Raw genomic sequence first — 17,081 nt, 5'->3', positions numbered from 1 at the left:
CTCAAGGGTTCGCTGCGCGGACCTTACGCTCGCCCTTGACCCGCCAAACCACCCACTGAGAATTCAAAAGAGGCATTGTTCTATCATCCGGTCCGAAGGAGAACTTCACGCGCCCGGCCGCCGACCCGCTTTTTCGTTCCGCGGCGGTGAACTATGGCGACCGTGCTATCGGCGTTGTGCTTACCGGGAAGCTCGATGATGGCGCCGCAGGACTGAAGGCGATTCAGGCCTGCGGCGGCTATACGATTGTTCAGGATCCGTCGACGTGCGTCGCACCCGACATGCCGCAAGCGGCCCTTAAAGCTGTTCCACCGGACGTGGTCGCTCCGATCGAAGACATAGGTCCAGCGATCGTGAGAGCGTTGACAGACTCCTCGTTCAGGAGCTTTAACATGAACGAAAGACAGCGCGCTGCCCTAGAACTGAATATTGCAGCGACCGGCGATTCCTCTCCGGCCCAGCTTGAGCGGCTCGGCCAGCGCACAAGCATGACCTGCCCGGAATGTGGGGGAATCATTTGGCGCATTGGCGAAGGGTATCCATTGAGGTATCGTTGCCATACAGGCCACGCATTCTCTGCGATGTCGCTCAAAGAGCAACAACGTTCAGGCACCGAGGACGCGCTATGGTCAGCGGTTCGGCGCCTGCAGGAAAAGCTGCTGCTCGTTCAGGACCAACTTTCGCTCGCTGAGACGACCGATAGTGCCGGGGCACCGGCCTTGCGCGCTGAGATAGCTCCACTCGAGAACGCCATCCGAACGGTCAGGCGACTCGCGAAAGAGCCGGCAGCCGCGACGCCCAACCAGAGCGTTGGATAAAGCAGCGGTCTCAGTCGATCGCCGCTCGTTGCGCGACCGAGCACCAGCCGCTTGCGGCTAGGGGCCGCTCAATGATGGCAACCGACATTCAGATCACCACGAGCAACTGCTGCCGAATGAACCTTAATGGCCGCAGGACTCCGGTCTATCGGCAACGTTCCACCTGATAGCCGCCACTATTCGGCCGGATAGCGGAGCAGGAAGCCACGGCGCAATTGTGTCTAGTCATACATGCGTGACGAATGTTCGACGAGCACCATGCTTTTTACCCTGTCATGGACGCTTGTTACCCGGAATCATTATTCAGTCAAGGCGCGATCGCACGCCCTCGATCACAAACCCGCTGGCGGGCATCGCCGGCATGCGCGCGAGGTCGATCGACAAGTCCTGATCGGGCACCGCGTAATCCATATCGTTTGCGAGCATGAGCACGGCGCGTGTGAGCAATGCGATTGTTGCCCATTCGCCCGCGCAACGATGGCCTACGTCAAAGACGCCGCCGCCTTGCGGTATGAGCGAAAAGCCTTCGTCGCGCCAGCCCGCGAAGCGTGACGGCGCAAATTCGTCGGGACGCTCCCACGCTTGCGGATCGTGATGAGTGCCGTAAATGTCGAGCAGCACCCAGTCGCCCGGCGCGAAGGCGCGGCCCTGCCACTCGAAAGGCACAAGCGCACGGCCGCCGACGGCCGCAAAGAACGGGAAATAGCGGCGCACTTCCTGCACGAAGCGCAGCGCCGCTTCACTGTCCCGCGCGATGTCCTCACGATGTTCCGGCCAGCGATGCAAAGCCAGCGCTGCATAGACGATGAAGCGCTCCACCGCCACGGTCGGGCGCAACAGATTGATCAACTCGATGGTCGCAATCTTCACAGGCAGCAGGGCCCCGCTTTCATCGCAGTGTGATGCGATCACAGCAACGGGGCTGCCCGCGTCCACCGCAAGCGCGCCCGCGCGAATATCCTCGATGACGTGCTGCGCCCAGCGTTCCGTCTTCGCGCGAAGTAACTGGGCGCGCCAGTTTTTCGGCCCCATCGAGCCGGCCGAATCGAACATGGCAGCAAACTCGTGCGTTCTTGCATCGAAGTCGCAGCGCGCGGGCGGCAGGCCGGCCCAGAGACACGCGGCCTCGCACAAGACGCGGCGCACTTCATGCGCGAGCATCACGCGCGGGGCGCGCTGCCACTGCGAGAGCCGCCTGCGCCACGCGTCGGCCACGCAGGACTCAAAGCGCGCGATGCTCTCGCGCGTCATCATCGACATGAACATGGCCTTGCGCCGATGATGCGCCGCGCCATCCAGCGTCTGAACGCTGCCGATGTCTTGCAGAAGCGTGAGCGTCGTCATAGGGATCGCACGGCGACGCGTGAAGCGTTCGGGCGTATAGAACATGCGCGCAGCGTCCGCGCCACTCACGCAGACGACTTCGCGCAGCATCATGCGCGTTCTGAACCCGGGCGTGCGCAGTTTCTCGCAGCGGTTCGGGATGAACCGGTAGCCTTCACGCAGCAGCGCGAACGTGCTGTCGAATTCATCGGTGCGCGGCAGTTCCGGCATGAATGGCCTCCTGATTCAAAGCGGATACGCGAAGGCGCGCAATTGATGTAGATAATGCTTGCAAACTCCGGCGAACGGTCCTTTCATGCGCGCCGGCCGATGCCATCCTTAGCTGCCCGGGGCGACTGCTTCTGCTGATCGTTGCTGCTGCCGTCGCCGAGCGTGTTGCCGCTGCCGCTACGTTCCGACGAACCCTGGGCTTCAGTTTGCTCGCGCTCCCGACGGGCTTGCTCTCGTTCGCTCTCGCTCCGCTGGCCATTGCGGCTATCTTGCTTGCTCATGGTGGGCTCCTCGATGCGGGACCGTAACCGACGCATGGCTTATGCCAGCACGGATGCGACTCCGCCGAAACTAGGCATATGCATTGCGACGGCGCTCTCTGCTTAGGGCAGCGTGCCGGAGGCAGTCCTTTGCAATCAACGCAATCAACTTAACTGGACTCAGTCATGGCCAGACACGCGAATAGCCCATCCGGTCCCGGAAAGCCGACGGCCGTCGAAACGTCGGACATCATGCAGGAAGAGGGACTCATAGAGTTGTCGAGCGAGGACGATGCAATCGGCGGGGTGGAAGGCGCCGGCGTCGAGAAGCGCGACACGACCAACAACCAAGGGAGCGCAACGTCGGTCAAAGGCGAATGACGGGCGCGCTTGGCGCCTGATTTCATACTGATACGCAGGCGAGCACCTCGTCGCACCAATGACCGAATGAGCCTTGGAATGGCTTGACGACTAGCCCGCCATCGCGCCCGACATGCGGAAACGCGCGCCGGGCGCGTTCCAGTTGCGTGCGTTCGTCGGCGAGATCGACGTAATACAGCACGCGCTGGCGGCCATCCGTCGGCGCTTCCGCGAATTGCCGCAGCAACAGACGCAGGAGCGCGTCCTCCTCGGGAAAGCCATAGCCCACCAATACAACGATGCGCGATTCTTGCAAGAGCCGCACCGCCTTCGGAAAAAGCGCTTGAAAATAGGGCTGATCGTAGTCCTGCGCGCGCGAAGGCAGCATGATCTGCGGCGGGTCGCGCCGTGCCACATCCGCATCGCGCTCTCGATAGTCGATTTCAAGACCGTGCTGCGCAAGGATTAAGTCGAAGCCGCCGTTGATCTTCAACAGGTTGCCGGTCGGGCGCAGCTGCGCGGCGGTCAACGCATCGTCCCCGCACCATGCCAAGGGCGTGAAGCCGCGATAGAGCCTGCGCGATGCATGCGGCGTGTGCTGATTCGACGTATCGACGAGCGCCTCGATCACGAAGTCATAGTTGGTCGTGACGAAACTGACTTGCGGCGCATAGTCCGACGTCGCGGGCATTTGCTCGCATGAAGGATGCATCAGCGCAGAAAAGAAGGAGAGGATTGCTTCCTGCTCGCGCGTGCTCGTACCGTCGAGCCTGAACTGGCCGTTATGCAGGCGCGGCGGAGGCGCATTGTCGTTGAACTTACGATAGACGAGATAGCGAAGCTCGCGTTCCATTACATTAAGACAGTAGTCGTCGACGAAGCGGTTGCGTATCGGCGGATACTTTCTCAGCATCCCTACCTGATAGACGATGTCGAGAAACAACGGGCGGTCGAGCTTCAGGCGCTCGCCCGGAAAACCGATCATCGAAAGGAATTCGGCAAGAAGGGGCGACCAGGCGGTCCAGTCATCGTCGGCGAGATTGAATAGGTCCGCGCCCGTCGGATAGCGCGCGTCCCACGAGTTCGAGAAGCCTGCGCCCAACACGAATGTGATCGTCGTGGCGGGCGACCGCGGTTTCCTGCATAACGACGACAGCGTCCCGCCAAAGCATGCGGGTGAATCAGGCTCCATGCGACGATCCTCCTTCCCGCATGTCTGAGCAATGCACATACCGGAGGCGCGCGGTCTAGCGCAGGGGTTGCCGCGATCGATTCCACCGGCCGGGCAACTGCAGCACGATCAGCTTGGACGGAGCATTCGCGAAGAGCATGAATGCGCCTAGCGCGAAGCAGCCGCTACGAGGAACGTTCCGTGATAACCGATCGCGGCCACGGGCGGCTCCTGCACGGCGTGCCATTCACCGTGAGAGATTTAATCGACACCGCGGACGTGGCCCAACGCGGCTTGCTCATCTTCAAGGGACGGGTTCCGACGCAGATGCGACCAGCGTTACACGGCTAGAAAGCGCAGGCGGTATCCTCCTCGCAAAAACGAACTTGCCCGAGATCTCGTATCGGATAGAAAGCGACAACCTGCTCACCGGTCCATCGACTAATCCGTGGGACGTTGAGCGCACTCCGGGCGGCTCGAGCGGCGGGGAATCGGCGGCCGTCGCAGCGGGGATGTCGCCGCTCGCCTCCGCACCGATCTGGCGATCTGTGTGCGCGGACCCGCTGGCCAAACAGGCATCGTCTCGCGAAGGCTACTCACGGACGCATGCCCATGACAGGATCTGGCCGCGCGCCCCACGCGGCTTCTGGCACGTTGGTCCGATGGCTCGTGAGCAAAGGCACTTCGAACCCGGTCATGAATGCCGGCGCCGACTGGCTGAGGCCGCATCTGGCGTGACTGACATGGACAGCGGTACGCGCGACGCACTCGCATTGAGCAGCCGTCGATACACGTCGACGTAATCGCGCGCCATGCGCTTGGCGGTGAAACGCCGCTCGAACGTCTCCCGGCAGCGGCGGCGATCGATTTCCGGCAGACGCGCGACCGCACGCACCGCTTCATCTTCGCTGCGCACGATGAAACCGTTCACACCATCTTCGATGATCTCCGGCACTGACCCGCGCCCGAACGCGATGACGGGCGTGCCGCACGCCAGCGCCTCAATCATTACCAGGCCGAACGGCTCCGGCCAATTGACTGGAAAAAGCAGCGCGCGGGCACTGCCGAGGAGCCGGCCCTTGCCCGCATCGTCCTGTTCGCCGACGTATTCGATGAGCGGCGTCTCAACCAGCGGCACCACCGCGCTTTCGAAATACGGGCGGTCGGCTTCATCCACCTTCGCGGCAATTTTGAGCGGCGTATTAGCGCGCCGCGCAATGCGAATCGCCGCGTCCGGACCTTTAGCGGGCGCAATCCGCCCGACGAACGCGAGATGCTCGCCCACCCGCTCATGGAACGAATACAGGTTGTCCGGCAGTCCGTGATAGACGGTGCCAGCCCACGCGAGCCACGGCAGCGGCGCGCGCTGCGCGTTGGAGATGGAGATGAGCGGCACGTCGGCGAAGCGCCGATACATTGCTTCGAGGCCGGGCACGTCGAGGCGCCAGTGCAGCGTCGTCACATGCGCACACTGCATGCGCCGCGCAAACGGAAAACTCTGGTAATCGGTGTGAAAGTGAACCACGTCGAACGCTTGCGACGCCGCCACTACATCTTCCAGCATCGCGAAGTGAAAAGCTTGCGGATCGGCGGTGTCCTCGACGAGCCGCACCGCGCAGTCACTACCGGGGACTAGCTTGGCGCTCGTACGCGAGTCCGCACTCGCGAAGAGCGTCACCTCGTGGCCGAGCGCGACCAGCTCTTCGCTCAGATAGGACACGATTCGTTCAATGCCGCCGTAACGCTGCGGGGGCACGCTTTCGTAGAGGGTGGAAATTTGGGCGATGCGCATGGCAATCCGTGCGCATTGCTTGTGCCCGAAGCGCGTCGTTGGTGTCTGCCGCGGCGGTAAAACCCTTCGCCGCCGCGATGGTCCATCCGATCACGATAGACCACGAGGTGACCGCGAGAGTACCCGTCACCATGTTTGCGGAGTCCGACAGACCTCGTACGCCCGGCTGATAGGTTTGCGCGAAGAACACTTCCTTTGCTGGGGCCTTCGAGCGCGTGCCACTGGCTAACATGTCGCTTCAGCCTGCGACGCGCGCTGTCGCGAAACCGCTCCGCGTGGTCTTCCTGTAATTACCGGAGCGAGGTGATTATCTTGAGGTTGGGCACGCTGTTGCAGCAACGGGACGACTTGGTTCTCCCATACATCGGCGAACGGATCAGGGCGCGAGCGCCAGTAGCGTCGGGGTCGCCGTGATGGAAGGCCGGCGTGGTGTTCCACGCCTCGCGCCGTGCACTCACTCATACCGGACTTGCCGGCAGCGAGCTTCTAGGAGCGATGTTTGCGATTTCGTTCTTTCGTAAGTCAGCGGCCATTCAGCGGGTTACGCCGTTGAAGCGGGTGTGCCGGTCTACCTTGATGATGAACGGCTGTTGGCCAAAAGCATCGATCGTCATCCCCGGCTCGACCGCCGTTATCTTGCATCGGACGCAGTGGAACGTCACAGAATCGTCGCCTGAATCTGGCGACCAGTAGGTACAGTGAGCGGTTGCGAGCCTGACTCTCCACATCCGCCTCCAAGAGGTAACGAATCTCGATGAGCCGCAAATGTGCCAACCGGTACCCATAAACGGCGACAAGGTTTGGCAGGGAGAGGATTGCCAGCTCGTCGCTCTTGGTCAACCCTCGCCCTACCCCTCAGCGTGCCGTCGCCAAGACCGCATTTACCTTCATTGGAGGAACTTGGTCGTCATACGGCGGCTTGGGTTCGAAGCTCGCGACGACGCCAGGCCGGAAAAGAAGGCAGTAGGTACTGCCGCCATACTGAAACATGCCGATCTCGTCGCCCTTCTTCAATTGTTGCCCGACGCGGGTATTGATTTGGCACGACGACACCTCAGCCATTCCAACGAACACACAAGCAACTTCGCCAATCGCTGGATCATCGCATTGGATTACGATCACCGCGCGGGCCGCGACCGCTGATGTGTAACCTTGCGAATGGTTGAGGCCGCCCGGATCTTCTCCTTGGACCTCCGCGACAGAGTAGTAAGTCCCATCCACGTTGTACGCACGCGTGACGCGCCCGGCCACCGGTGCGTGCCAGCGGTGATAGTTAAAAGCGCTCAGGTACCCCTGAAACACGGTACCGCCAATGAATCGCTTAGCCAGATCAGCCTCCCCTTCCGTAAGTATGTCGATGAGCGAGTAAGGCTGGCCCTTCAGCCAAAACTTATCGGTTAGGTTGACATCCTCTTCCACATTGAAAGGCGATGCCTCGCATGCGTTGACAATCACCTTCTGATTATTAACTTCAGCCACGGGACGCATTTCTTCCTTGAACCGACGCGTAAAGAAGTCGTTCCACGAATTGAATCCGCCGTAAGGCTCCTGAGGCAGATAAACGAATTGGGACAGTCCTATCTTTTTTGACGCCTCGGGGCTGAACCACCCTTCCGCGTCGTCCTCGCGCAGGTGCGTCCGGGAATGCGGACCTCCAAGGAATGAACACCAGTAGCCAAGCACTCTTCGTAACTGGGCGTTGAAGACCTGATCACGAAACACATGGTAGCCGGCCGGCATACACACCAGCCACTCCAGTACCGCATTAAGTGGTGTCATCACCGGCGACTCCGCGTTGAATGGCGGGGCGTACGTCAGGATGTAATCGATGATGTGAAACAACTCGTCGTTGGTGGAGTAGCCCAAGTCGTGCCCTTGCTCCAACGCCTGATCTATGGCTCGCGTCAGATGCATGCGAAGTAGGGAATCTCGGTTCACAAGCCCGGCGAGGTCTCGCACTACACTTGACAAAGGGACTTGCGCCGAGCGCTCACGAGCGCGCGATGCCAAATCGCGACGAAAAACGGCGACCGAACCATCACTAGTCGGCATCCAGCCGCCGAGACGCCGACGCCTACTCTTTTCTTGCATGTCTTCTTGCTGATTCATCGCTTATCGTCCCACCTGTTTTAACGAGCGCTGAGCGGCGACTCCAGGAGCTGCATTAGAGATCTTTTTTCGCACAACGCAACGCATCAGCCGCCTTTGCTTCCGATATATCCCGGCAATTTACGGGCAGCGCGGCTTCGTGCGATCTCGATGGACTGTAGCAAAGCCAAGGAAAATGCTCCGGCTCCTTCGCCTGCAATCGGCACACGGGCCCTGAGAAAGTCAGACCAGACAAAATTGCCGTAACCGCTACGGGGCTTTTTATAAGCGCCCGCCCGGCGGGCGAATGCAGCAAGGCTATGATACGGATCGTCGGTCATGCTGCCGATAGTCAACGGAAGTTCGCTGATTTCGCAAAGCCTTCCCTCCCGGTCGAACGGGTGCACCCAGCCTTTGTCTTTCATTTTCGCCCAGAATTTCCGATCTCCCAGGCACTGCAGATCCGCCACAACGGTAACCGGTACATCGCGATACCCCAGCCCATGCCAGGCACGTGCCCAATGATGATGGTCGACGATGTAGGGTTGCTTGTTGGGACCCAGGACAACATGGATCGCGTGGTGCCTCATGAAGGATAGGCGTCCGGATCGAGCATGACGGGCTGTGATCAGCGCCTTTGCCTCGACGTAGTTCAGCCCGACTGTGATCTGCGTCGGCCTCAGAATTGAAAGCGGCAGGCGGTCCATGTCTCACCCAAAGGATCATCGTTGTAAGCGGCCATTTTCCGCCGCCCGCGAGAGCCGCGAACAGCACCCGCTGACGACGGATACGCCATCTCATCAACCGACCGAAGCAAACGGTCCGGCCAATGTGTTCAACGGCACCATCGGTTTCCTGAGCGTAGCGTTGGTAAGTTGCTTATTCCTTGGGCTTCCCGCCGGTCACGAGCGGAAACGCACGGCTGCTATGATGCAAGCAAGCCGCGTACCGCGCAGTGCGGCTACACCCGCGAATAACTTAACGCGAGTTGCTTGATCCTGCTGCAGGCAGGTGGCGCGCAACGCCTTCGCCAGAAAAGTGTTATGGGCTGCTGCTTGTAGCAGGCCATGCAGCCGATCTTACGACATACCGAGTACAAGAGAAGGTGTGCGCAGCATAGCCCGCCTAGAAAGCGATGATGCCGAATACTGCTGAACACGTAGAAGGGCGCGCTGTCGCCGCCGATCGCTTCCGCGGTGAGCCACGGCCGACGGCGGTCTCGTATCACGGCAGACCGATGCGACCATCGCGGGCACGAGTGGCCACTTGCAGCCATTCGACACAGCCCCTCAATTCGTTGACAATCGCAGACCGCACAACGGCAAAGCAACTGGGACGACTCATGCAATCCGGCGAAGTAGGGTGATGATTTATGTATTTCGGCCCGCGCCACGATGATATCCATTCATCTTGGAATGCCTCACGTTAGCTGGGAGCGTCGCACTACCCTCCTAGCTAACGCCAGACTGTTGTAAATCGTAGTCCCGGGCTTTTTGCGCGCTTGGTTCATTGACCGGTACCGCGCTGGAAGTCCCGCCGTTCAACGCGTTGACAGCCTTGCGAACGGTCATGCGATAATTTGGTAAAGCGTCGGCAGCGCACGCTGTTATGCTCAGCCCCGCGCGGCGCGCCGCAACAATCGTGGGTCGGTATCCCATTCATCGCGCGCTCCAAGCGTGATTAGTGCAAAGTCCGGATGGCCGGGGTTGAGCAGATAGTTGGTTTCAGCAGGGACGACCGCGCTCGGCACGGCAAGCACCGCGCTCGTTCGCTTGCGCGCCCACATGGCACCGATTTGTTGCAACTCGGCCCGCGCATTAAGCTCCCGCCAGTCGGGCGGCAACTTCGCGGCATCGACGCGTTCGATGAGGATGTCAGGGATCCGGGCCGGAATGAGCACATACCGCGCTCGCAGCGGCGAGTCCTGTACAAGCATTTCGAGCAGCGCGAGCGATTGTGTATGTGCTGTATAGACGAGCGCGACGCCTTTTGGATTCCACCGCCCACCGTAGAGTCGCGCGCCTTCGCCAGAAAAGGCGCTATCGGCATATCGTTCTGTCACTACCCGCCATGCCGTCAACGTCATCCAAAGATTCCGTGCTCGATGCGCCCGAGCGTATCCATCACGCTATCCGCACCAACGTCCGTATCGAGGAGACTGAGCGGAGTGGCGTCTCCAAGCGCCGCTGCCGGCGCCTTGAGCCACCCAATTGCCAGATCGAGATCGTCAAACACTTCCGCCGCGCGCGCCGCAATACGCGCGAGTCGTAGCAGCTTGGCCGACTCCTCGCGGCTGAAGGCTCCCTCCCGCTTACGCCGCGCTAAGGTGCGCTCCGGAATATCGAGCGCCTGCGCCAGTTCTGATTGCGAAAGATCAATGGATCTGAGCATCGAATCGAGCGCCTGCGAGGATATGCCGTGACGGACGATCTCCACCCAGTCGAGGCCGGACCGAGGGGCATACGGCAGGACTGAGCGTCCGCCAAGCAACGAATCTGCAGAAATTTCGACGTTGACGGTCATGGCACCTCCTGCCAATTGGCATTCATTTTACACCAAATTGGCAGATGGGCTAGCGGGCGCTTTGTGCACGTTCGCTGGCTGTACTTCAACTTGTCTCGTGGCGCCGGCGCTGGAACCACGCTTGCTCAGACGTTATGCGGACGGCTGCTACAGGCGATTTGCTCACCGGCCAGTCCAAATTCGACGTCATGCAATGAGGGAGGATCGACACGTGAAGACCGCACCGCCCAGTAGCCAGACCGAACAGGACGCCAAGGCTGAAGCCAATTCCGGCAAGCCTGCGACCACATCGAGCGACAAGCCAAGCAGCGGACAGCACGCTGCGAATCACACCAAGGCCGGCAAGAATCACGGTGCCGGAGGGGGCGCGAAACAGCGGCACGGGCCAAGGTAATCGGCGAATGGTGCCCGGATGGCCGGCAAGCATCCGCGTCCGCGCGCAGTTGACGGGACGCATCGTTAATGTGCCGGACACGGGAGGTACAAAGTCGCGCCTCCGCAAACGGCATACGTGTGATGGGGATGCTTACGGCCCGCTACGTTCGACATGGCTGACCGTGTTCGTCAAGCTGAACGCGCCCATCACGCGTCCCGAGTATTCAGCATTGCGAAACGGTAGTGCCGAGCTGCTTGCCGCGCTCGGCATCGAACAGCAGATGGCCTTGCGCCCTTCATGTGCTGACTGGGCGCAACGGATCGAAAGCCAAGCTTGGTGTCGTCATGGGAATGAGCGGTCCAACATGGCGCATCGGCTGAATGGCAAGAAGCGCATTGGGATGAGGCGGAAGCGAACCGGTTTACCGAGCGGCTTGGCTTGCCAGCTGGCTGGTTGGACAAGCCGCGTTCCGAGGCGGAGATACCCGCGTCGGTCTCTGTCTTGCTGGCGCCCGCGTTGCGCGCTCGTGGGACTGCTCAACAGCAAGCGTCTCCCGCTGCGACAGCGGATGAGGGCGCACGGGACGTATCGGCACCTAGCCCCGGACCAAGCGGGACGCCGCCCGCCGTCCCAGAGAGCGAACGCGAGCCCTGACAGGATCCGGGACTCAGGTTAGCACCGACTTTGCGGGGGCGGGAATTCCCACAAAAGACGAAAGTGAGAGTCCCGTTGTAACGCACGCAGATTTGGTGGGCGAAAGCGGCGATCGCCTGCCGGCGCTCGAAAACGCAAACGCAAACGCTTACATTCCACCGGCTTCCGCAACAAGGTTGCAGAGTCTGGACGGCATCTCGCCGATAGCGGAAGCTCTGCTCAAGAAGGAGAACAGAATGGGTGCGCCAGCTTACGTCTACACCATATCGTGCGTCGCGCGAATGCTTGACGAACCGGAGGAGTGGCTTCAAGAACTAGCCAATTTGAACCTCGAACCGGAAGACGGCTGCCTGGGCGTAGTAAATGATCTTAGCGTGCCGGCCGACGAGATTATCGCCACCACCGCATTCACTGGCGCCGGAATTGAAGCGCTTAGGGAGCTTGTTGCAGACGCCAAGCTCGGTGACTCGTGAATACAGGAGGAGGCTGAGAGAGTGGCTGCGACGGGATGGCGCGCGAGCGGACCGCCATCCGGCAGCCACGATGCCTGCTCAACAAATCGATCGCCACGTGACGCTACGCACGACGAAGCTGTGCGCGCCTCCTGCCCTGTCAAAGGAAGTGCAGCCCATCCGATGTTCGACGCTATGCGGCACATCTCGCGAACGTCCGCCATGAAGCGTACGTTAGCGCCTCGTCGGCGCCGCCGCATGCATGACGCGCAGAATGTTGCCCTCCGGCGGGATCTGACGAGGAATGTTGTCGAAGGTCGGCAGACGCCTCGGCGTTCCAGCCATCGGCGCCGTTTTCTCCCTGCCGGCGGCCGCCGCGCCTATTCGCTGCTTCGCAGGGCGTGGCGACTTGTTCGTGCTTTTTGGCGGCCGCTTAGGTCTAGCCGGCTTGTTGGGCCGTCGAGCCAGTTCAAGCGCGTTGCTCCGGACCTCTGGTGGGTTCCACGTCTCCACGTAGTGTTCCCCGCCACGGCAGCGGGCGCGAATGCCATTCCTATCGATATAACAAACAAGCGCTTTTACAAACTGCTTCCCCTTCGTTCGTCGTCCATTGTCGCAGCGCCGCCAGTATCCACCTTGCAATGTTGTCGCAAAGACGAACAGACCAACCCCTGTAACGGCACGGTTTGCTGCCTACGGCCGGCCGTTGACGTGCGGTTACCGACCGGGAGGCGCGAGCATCGTCCCTCGACAGTGAGGTGATCCACAGTGGAATTGATAGAGCCGCTTGACGGCGGCCGTCCGGCGCCCTTCGACGAACAGTCGACAGTCAATGAACAGCTCTTCGCCCGGCTCAATGGCACGCAGCGCGTGGAAATAGACGCGACTGCCCTGTTGCTCCGTCTCGCAGTTGGGCGCGCAGCTGTGGTTCACCCTGCGCGCCGAATTTCCGCTGGAGCCGACCGGTGTTCCCGTATCCCTCGACAGTTGCATACAACGGAGGCGATGTGAACTCGGCATCATCGTATAGCGGCGCGGATGTCCCCGCCGGTGTAAGCGACACCTTCCAATGGCTTGGGCTGTCGTCGTACAAGGCAGGCGCAAACCAGTCTTGCTCAGTAACGAACGGTAGCCTTACGTGCCAGTAGGTCCGCACGGCCAGCGAGCGCTCGCTAATGAGCGCTCGCCTCGGACCCGCACCGATGCGAAGAAGTGTTTTCAAGCGTGAATGAATGGCTCCGTTAATTGGGGAACGGCCGTTGGGATGACGTATCAGACGGAATTCGAATGGCCGCGACTGCCGGTCCCGGTCTTACACAGTGCCGTCGGCGTTGTCGTCCCGCTAAGGTGACAGCGTCAGACGGCAGCCGACCCCTTTGAGTCGATTCGAACTCGCGGCCTACTGTCCGCGCTCTGGGGCACATGAAACGCTCGCCGTCGCGCCATCGGCCCACTCCTTCTCGCGACTGTCGGACACTTCGCCTGCAAGCTGGGCAGACCCCGTTTCGACAGGCTCGATGATGACAACGAGGCCCGTCTCCGATCGGCCGTGGTGTGCAAACAGGGCTAGAAGTTCAGGGCGTAGTCCATCGCCGCGCTGGGCTGCAACCGCGTGAAACGGGAGGAATGGCAACATGGTTGAGCTCCTTTGATTGAGGAACGGGCGCGCGTCCCGCCCTTCGTCCACCGGCCTCAATTACTGTGCAATCGCATCTGCAGGTTATGACGGCAGGCCGTCACCGGCACCCCGATTCTTGCGGTGTATTTCACCCCGCTGCGCCCCGTGGCGCCGTCGCTGACGACTGACGCGCGCAGTGACCGCCCTCAGCATATGCCGCGTCCCGGTTGATCGAGTATTGCCGCAAGAAACGGGGGGCGGCTGACTGATGTCGCCGATATTGTTCGGAGGGAGGGCGACGATTGCATTTCCCTCGTTCATCCACAGTCAATGAGGAATTCACCATGTCCAGATAAGATGACAATAAGGCCGTCGTGGGCCGCTGGTTCACCAATTTCTGGGGCATGGATAGCGTCAACTGTCTTGTCACGACCGGACACTGTAATTGTCGCGCTCCAGGGGCACCTGAATCACCCGGATGTCCACCTTCTGCTCGAGCAGGTGCGTCGCGAAACTGTGTCCCCTATGTCGCTGGGTAGATAGGAGACACGTAAGCGCCTCGGCACGACCGTTTCCCACTGCTGTATATTTCGACGCATGATGGGCGCGTCCAGCTTGATGGAGACAGTCAGCCATGTCGAACGCAGCGGGCCGTACGCATCCCCATCGCACGTATGCGCAAGAATTCAAGCAGCAGGTGATTAGGGAGACATTGGAACCCGGCATGTCGGTGTCGATTGTTGCGCGACGGCACGACATCAACGCCAATGTGGTGTTCGCGTGGCGCAAGCAATACCGTGAAGGCAAGCTGGTCATACCTGCACTCGAAGTTGCGCCGAGCGTGCCCAGCACGAAGCTGCTGAGCGTCGACGTGATCGACTCGGCATTGGTACTGCGGCCGCCTGAGCCGGCAGTGGCGTCGCAAGCGCCGAGCGGCGTACCAATGTCGGCGCCCGTATGCGAAATCGAGGTAGAGATCGGCAAACGGCGTGTGAGGATTCGCGGCCTGTCTGTCGAGCGCGCTGAAGCGTTCCTGCAGGAATGCCTGAAGTGATCGCGCTGCCGGCAGGTACGCGCGTTTGGCTCGTGGCCGGCGTTACAGATATGCGCTGCGGCTTCCAGGGGCTGGCCGCGAAAGTGCAGACAGCGCTCGAAAAGAATCCGCTGGGTGGCAACGTATTTATCTTCCGCGGCCGCCGCGGCGATCTCGTGAAGCTGCTTTGGGCGACCGACGATGGCCTCTGGCTGCTCGCAAAACGATTGGAGCGAGGCCGGTTTATCTGGCCCCAGGCTGACGGTGGAAAGATCCATCTGACGAGCGCACAGTTGTCGATGCTCCTCGAAGGCATCGACTGGCGACACCCGCAACGCACCGCTGCTTTGTCGATGTTGTAAACCACATCGAAGGCTCGTAAACTGCGACGCATGTCCCAATCTGCGCCGCTTCCCACCACCGTCGCGGAGCTCCAGGCTCTGGTGCTCGAGCAGCGGGCATCGATCGAGAATATGGTGCGGGATATCGCTGCACGGGACGACGAAATCGAACGTCTGAAGGCGCAGATCGACAAGCTCAGGCGGATGTACTTCGGGAGCAAGTCCGAGAAACTGGCCCGGCAGATCGATAAACTCGAGGCGCAGCTGGAAGACCTGACGGCCGGTCAGGGCGCTGCCGAAACGCGAGGACACCGAGACAAGACGTCGACGGCGCCGCCCGGTCGAGCGCCCACGCGAGAGCCGCTGCCGCCGCACTTGCCACGCGATGAAATCGAACTTACACCGAAGCCGGCTTGCCCCAAGTGTGCCACAACGATGCAGCGACTCGGCGAGGATGTTTCCGAGCAGCTCGCGCGCGTAGCGGCTGCGTTTAAAGTGATCCGCACGGTCCGTCACAAGCTGTGCTGTCCTGACTGCGGCCACATCGGACAGCCCGCGATGCCCAGCCTGCCCATCGAGCACAGCATCGCGCATCCGAGCCTGCTGGCCGACATTGCAGTATCAAAGTTCGCCGATCACCAACCGCTGTATCGCCAATCAGAGATTGCGGCACGCGACGGCGTGACGCTGGATCGCGCCAGCATGGGCCGCTGGATCGGGCAGATCGCCGAACTCTGCGGGCCGCTTGTGGAAGCAATCCAGCGCTACGTGCTGGTCGCCGGCAAAGTACACGTCGACGACACACCGGTTGCGGTACTTGCGCCAGGCAACGGAAAGACGGTGACCGGTCGCTTCTGGGTCTACGTACGTGACGATCACCGCTCGGGCTCGAGCGAGCCGGCTGCGGTATGGTTCGACTTCTCGTCGAATCGCAAAGGCGTACATCCTCAGACCCGGCTCGCCGCATTCCGCGGGACCCTGCAGGCCGATGCTTACGCGGGTTTCGATCAATTGTATGCGAGCGGCGAGATCCACGAAGCGGCATGCTGGGACCACGCGAGGAGGTACATCTACGATGTTCACGCGCGCACACCGACTCCAGATACCCAGCACCTGCTCGAGATGATCGGCGAGCTCTACAGTATCGAAGCCGACATCCGCGGCAAGACGCCTGACGAGCGTCTGCGCTTGAGGCAGGAAAAGACTAGGCCGTTGCTCACGAAGTTCGAAGCGACGATCAGGGCGAAACTCACGACACTGTCGACTAAGTCCGCGCTCGCCAAAGCAATCAACTACTCGCTGAACCACTGGGCGGCGCTCGTGTTCTACTGCGAGGACGGTCGAGTCGAGATCAGCAACGTGCTTGCCGAGAACGCGCTGCGCTGTGTCGCACTCGGACGCAATTATGCGCACTTACGGATTATGCGGAGCAAGAGTAGCGGCCCCCGAAAAATCGGGAGTCCGCCACGCACGACTGGACATATTCAAAGCGCCTCCAAGAACCTCAGCAGTGCGTTCGGTGGACGATAGCGTGAGCGATGGGTCTTTATTGGGGCGATGGCTGCCAGGGCGCGCTCTTTCATCGCCAGATCCGCTTCGACGTATCCGTGTGTTGTTGACGGACTCTCATGTCCGAGCCAAAGTGCAATGACCGTGATGTCGACGCCGGATTGCAGCAGGTGCATAGCGGTCGTATGCCGGATCGTATGCGGCGAAATCGGTCGTTCGAGCAAGGACGGACACCGGTTTGCTGCTGCAACTGCAGCGATGGCTACCCGTTCTGCAACGTTAGACCGCGTCATTGGCCTTCCCCAGCGATTGGGCAGCAGCGCTTGATTGGTCTGCAGGCCTGCGAAGTCGATCCAGCGTCGAACCTCAGCGGCCGTATCTTTCCATAGCGGTACAGTTCGTTGCTTTCGGCCTTTCCCGTGTAAGCGCACGCTCGGAGTGACGTCGAGCTGAACGTCGTTGACACGGATGCCGATCAGTTCTGAAACCCGAGCCCCAGTGTTGTAAAGCACTTTGAGCAGCGCTCTGTCAC

17 protein-coding genes are annotated in these 17,081 nt (G+C 60.9%); 7 read left to right on the top strand and 10 right to left on the bottom strand.

The window, feature by feature from the left end:
* The first annotated feature begins 74 nt into the window (after positions 1–74).
* Entirely contained in the window at positions 75–818 is a 744-nt protein-coding gene (locus AB6804_RS27485) for a chemotaxis protein CheB (protein WP_370889145.1), read from the top strand.
* A gap of 303 nt (positions 819–1,121) precedes the next feature.
* Here AB6804_RS27485 and AB6804_RS27480 read toward each other — a convergent pair whose 3' ends face one another.
* Entirely contained in the window at positions 1,122–2,372 is a 1,251-nt protein-coding gene (locus AB6804_RS27480) for a cytochrome P450 (RefSeq protein WP_370889142.1), read from the bottom strand.
* Positions 2,373–2,455: 83 nt separating this feature from the next.
* Positions 2,456–2,653, bottom strand: coding sequence for a hypothetical protein (locus tag AB6804_RS27475; protein ID WP_370889141.1), 198 nt, complete (start codon positions 2,651–2,653; stop codon positions 2,456–2,458).
* A 165-nt stretch (positions 2,654–2,818) separates the two neighbouring features.
* On the opposite strand from AB6804_RS27475, the gene AB6804_RS27470 reads away from it, so the two are divergent.
* The gene (locus tag AB6804_RS27470; protein WP_370889140.1) at positions 2,819–3,013 is read left to right on the top strand and encodes a hypothetical protein; all 195 of its coding nucleotides are present in this window, start codon (positions 2,819–2,821) and stop codon (positions 3,011–3,013) included.
* Between the two features lie 22 nt (positions 3,014–3,035).
* Here AB6804_RS27470 and AB6804_RS27465 read toward each other — a convergent pair whose 3' ends face one another.
* Positions 3,036–4,097 (bottom strand): SIR2 family protein, encoded by a 1,062-nt coding sequence (locus AB6804_RS27465; RefSeq protein WP_370889139.1) that lies wholly within the window; start codon positions 4,095–4,097, stop codon positions 3,036–3,038.
* A 224-nt stretch (positions 4,098–4,321) separates the two neighbouring features.
* On the opposite strand from AB6804_RS27465, the gene AB6804_RS27460 reads away from it, so the two are divergent.
* Positions 4,322–4,966 (top strand): amidase family protein, encoded by a 645-nt coding sequence (locus AB6804_RS27460; protein ID WP_370889138.1) that lies wholly within the window; start codon positions 4,322–4,324, stop codon positions 4,964–4,966.
* Here AB6804_RS27460 and AB6804_RS27455 read toward each other — a convergent pair.
* From AB6804_RS27455 to AB6804_RS27435, 5 genes are all read right to left on the bottom strand, one after another.
* Positions 4,858–5,955, bottom strand: a complete 1,098-nt coding sequence (locus AB6804_RS27455; RefSeq protein ID WP_370889137.1) for a glycosyltransferase family 4 protein — start codon at positions 5,953–5,955, stop codon at positions 4,858–4,860. The two genes, AB6804_RS27460 and AB6804_RS27455, sit on opposite strands and share 109 nt — an antisense overlap.
* An 855-nt stretch (positions 5,956–6,810) precedes the next feature.
* Complete coding sequence (locus AB6804_RS27450; protein ID WP_370889136.1) at positions 6,811–8,064, bottom strand: phophatidylserine decarboxylase associated domain-containing protein; 1,254 nt, start codon at positions 8,062–8,064, stop codon at positions 6,811–6,813.
* Between the two features lie 86 nt (positions 8,065–8,150).
* Positions 8,151–8,750, bottom strand: a complete 600-nt coding sequence (locus tag AB6804_RS27445) for a ParB-like protein (RefSeq protein WP_370889135.1) — start codon at positions 8,748–8,750, stop codon at positions 8,151–8,153.
* A 905-nt stretch (positions 8,751–9,655) separates the two neighbouring features.
* On the bottom strand, positions 9,656–10,129 hold the full coding sequence (locus tag AB6804_RS27440) for an RES family NAD+ phosphorylase (RefSeq protein WP_370889134.1): 474 nt from the start codon (positions 10,127–10,129) through the stop codon (positions 9,656–9,658).
* On the bottom strand, positions 10,126–10,566 hold the full coding sequence (locus tag AB6804_RS27435) for an antitoxin Xre-like helix-turn-helix domain-containing protein (RefSeq protein WP_370889133.1): 441 nt from the start codon (positions 10,564–10,566) through the stop codon (positions 10,126–10,128). The genes AB6804_RS27440 and AB6804_RS27435 overlap by 4 nt, the downstream gene beginning before the upstream one ends.
* Before the next feature lie 1,125 nt (positions 10,567–11,691).
* On the opposite strand from AB6804_RS27435, the gene AB6804_RS27430 reads away from it, so the two are divergent.
* Positions 11,692–12,069: a hypothetical protein gene (locus AB6804_RS27430; protein WP_370889132.1), complete on the top strand. Its 378-nt coding sequence runs from the start codon at positions 11,692–11,694 to the stop codon at positions 12,067–12,069.
* Positions 12,070–12,765: 696 nt separating this feature from the next.
* Here the strand turns inward: AB6804_RS27430 and AB6804_RS27425 are convergent.
* Positions 12,766–13,041, bottom strand: a complete 276-nt coding sequence (locus tag AB6804_RS27425; protein ID WP_370889131.1) for an SET domain-containing protein — start codon at positions 13,039–13,041, stop codon at positions 12,766–12,768.
* 1,259 nt (positions 13,042–14,300) lie between these two features.
* Between AB6804_RS27425 and AB6804_RS27420 the strand changes: the two genes are divergently transcribed.
* The 3 genes from AB6804_RS27420 to AB6804_RS27410 are packed head-to-tail and all read left to right on the top strand — an operon-like array spanning position 14,301 to position 16,570.
* The gene (locus AB6804_RS27420) at positions 14,301–14,720 is read left to right on the top strand and encodes a transposase (RefSeq protein ID WP_370889130.1); all 420 of its coding nucleotides are present in this window, start codon (positions 14,301–14,303) and stop codon (positions 14,718–14,720) included.
* Positions 14,708–15,061, top strand: a complete 354-nt coding sequence (gene tnpB / locus AB6804_RS27415) for an IS66 family insertion sequence element accessory protein TnpB (protein WP_370889129.1) — start codon at positions 14,708–14,710, stop codon at positions 15,059–15,061. Before AB6804_RS27420 ends, tnpB begins: the two co-directional genes overlap by 13 nt.
* A gap of 30 nt (positions 15,062–15,091) precedes the next feature.
* Positions 15,092–16,570 carry an IS66 family transposase gene (locus AB6804_RS27410; RefSeq protein WP_370889128.1) on the top strand — a complete coding sequence of 493 codons (1,479 nt, stop codon included), beginning with the start codon at positions 15,092–15,094 and terminating at the stop codon, positions 16,568–16,570.
* Here the strand turns inward: AB6804_RS27410 and AB6804_RS27405 are convergent.
* Positions 16,525–17,070 carry a tyrosine-type recombinase/integrase gene (locus AB6804_RS27405; protein WP_370889144.1) on the bottom strand — a complete coding sequence of 182 codons (546 nt, stop codon included), beginning with the start codon at positions 17,068–17,070 and terminating at the stop codon, positions 16,525–16,527. The two genes, AB6804_RS27410 and AB6804_RS27405, sit on opposite strands and share 46 nt — an antisense overlap.
* Positions 17,071–17,081 lie beyond the last annotated feature (11 nt).

The sequence above is a fragment of the Caballeronia sp. RCC_10 genome (assembly GCF_041360715.1).
Taxonomy (GTDB): Bacteria; Pseudomonadota; Gammaproteobacteria; order Burkholderiales; family Burkholderiaceae; genus Caballeronia; species Caballeronia grimmiae.
This window is presented reverse-complemented; position numbering and strand designations above follow the sequence as displayed.

Excerpts from the sequence above, each read along its gene's own strand:
- AB6804_RS27480 (WP_370889142.1), bottom strand. The coding sequence starts at position 2,372 with ATGCCGGAACTGCCGCGCACCGATGAATTCGACAGCACGTTCGCGCTG.
- AB6804_RS27475 (WP_370889141.1), bottom strand. The coding sequence starts at position 2,653 with ATGAGCAAGCAAGATAGCCGCAATGGCCAGCGGAGCGAGAGCGAACGA.
- AB6804_RS27470 (WP_370889140.1), top strand. The coding sequence starts at position 2,819 with ATGGCCAGACACGCGAATAGCCCATCCGGTCCCGGAAAGCCGACGGCC.
- AB6804_RS27460 (WP_370889138.1), top strand. The coding sequence starts at position 4,322 with ATGAATGCGCCTAGCGCGAAGCAGCCGCTACGAGGAACGTTCCGTGAT.
- AB6804_RS27455 (WP_370889137.1), bottom strand. The coding sequence starts at position 5,955 with ATGCGCATCGCCCAAATTTCCACCCTCTACGAAAGCGTGCCCCCGCAG.
- AB6804_RS27450 (WP_370889136.1), bottom strand. The coding sequence starts at position 8,064 with ATGAATCAGCAAGAAGACATGCAAGAAAAGAGTAGGCGTCGGCGTCTC.
- AB6804_RS27445 (WP_370889135.1), bottom strand. The coding sequence starts at position 8,750 with ATGGACCGCCTGCCGCTTTCAATTCTGAGGCCGACGCAGATCACAGTC.
- AB6804_RS27440 (WP_370889134.1), bottom strand. The coding sequence starts at position 10,129 with ATGACGTTGACGGCATGGCGGGTAGTGACAGAACGATATGCCGATAGC.
- AB6804_RS27435 (WP_370889133.1), bottom strand. The coding sequence starts at position 10,566 with ATGACCGTCAACGTCGAAATTTCTGCAGATTCGTTGCTTGGCGGACGC.
- AB6804_RS27425 (WP_370889131.1), bottom strand. The coding sequence starts at position 13,041 with ATGCAACTGTCGAGGGATACGGGAACACCGGTCGGCTCCAGCGGAAAT.
- AB6804_RS27420 (WP_370889130.1), top strand. The coding sequence starts at position 14,301 with ATGTCGAACGCAGCGGGCCGTACGCATCCCCATCGCACGTATGCGCAA.
- tnpB (WP_370889129.1), top strand. The coding sequence starts at position 14,708 with ATGCCTGAAGTGATCGCGCTGCCGGCAGGTACGCGCGTTTGGCTCGTG.
- AB6804_RS27410 (WP_370889128.1), top strand. The coding sequence starts at position 15,092 with ATGTCCCAATCTGCGCCGCTTCCCACCACCGTCGCGGAGCTCCAGGCT.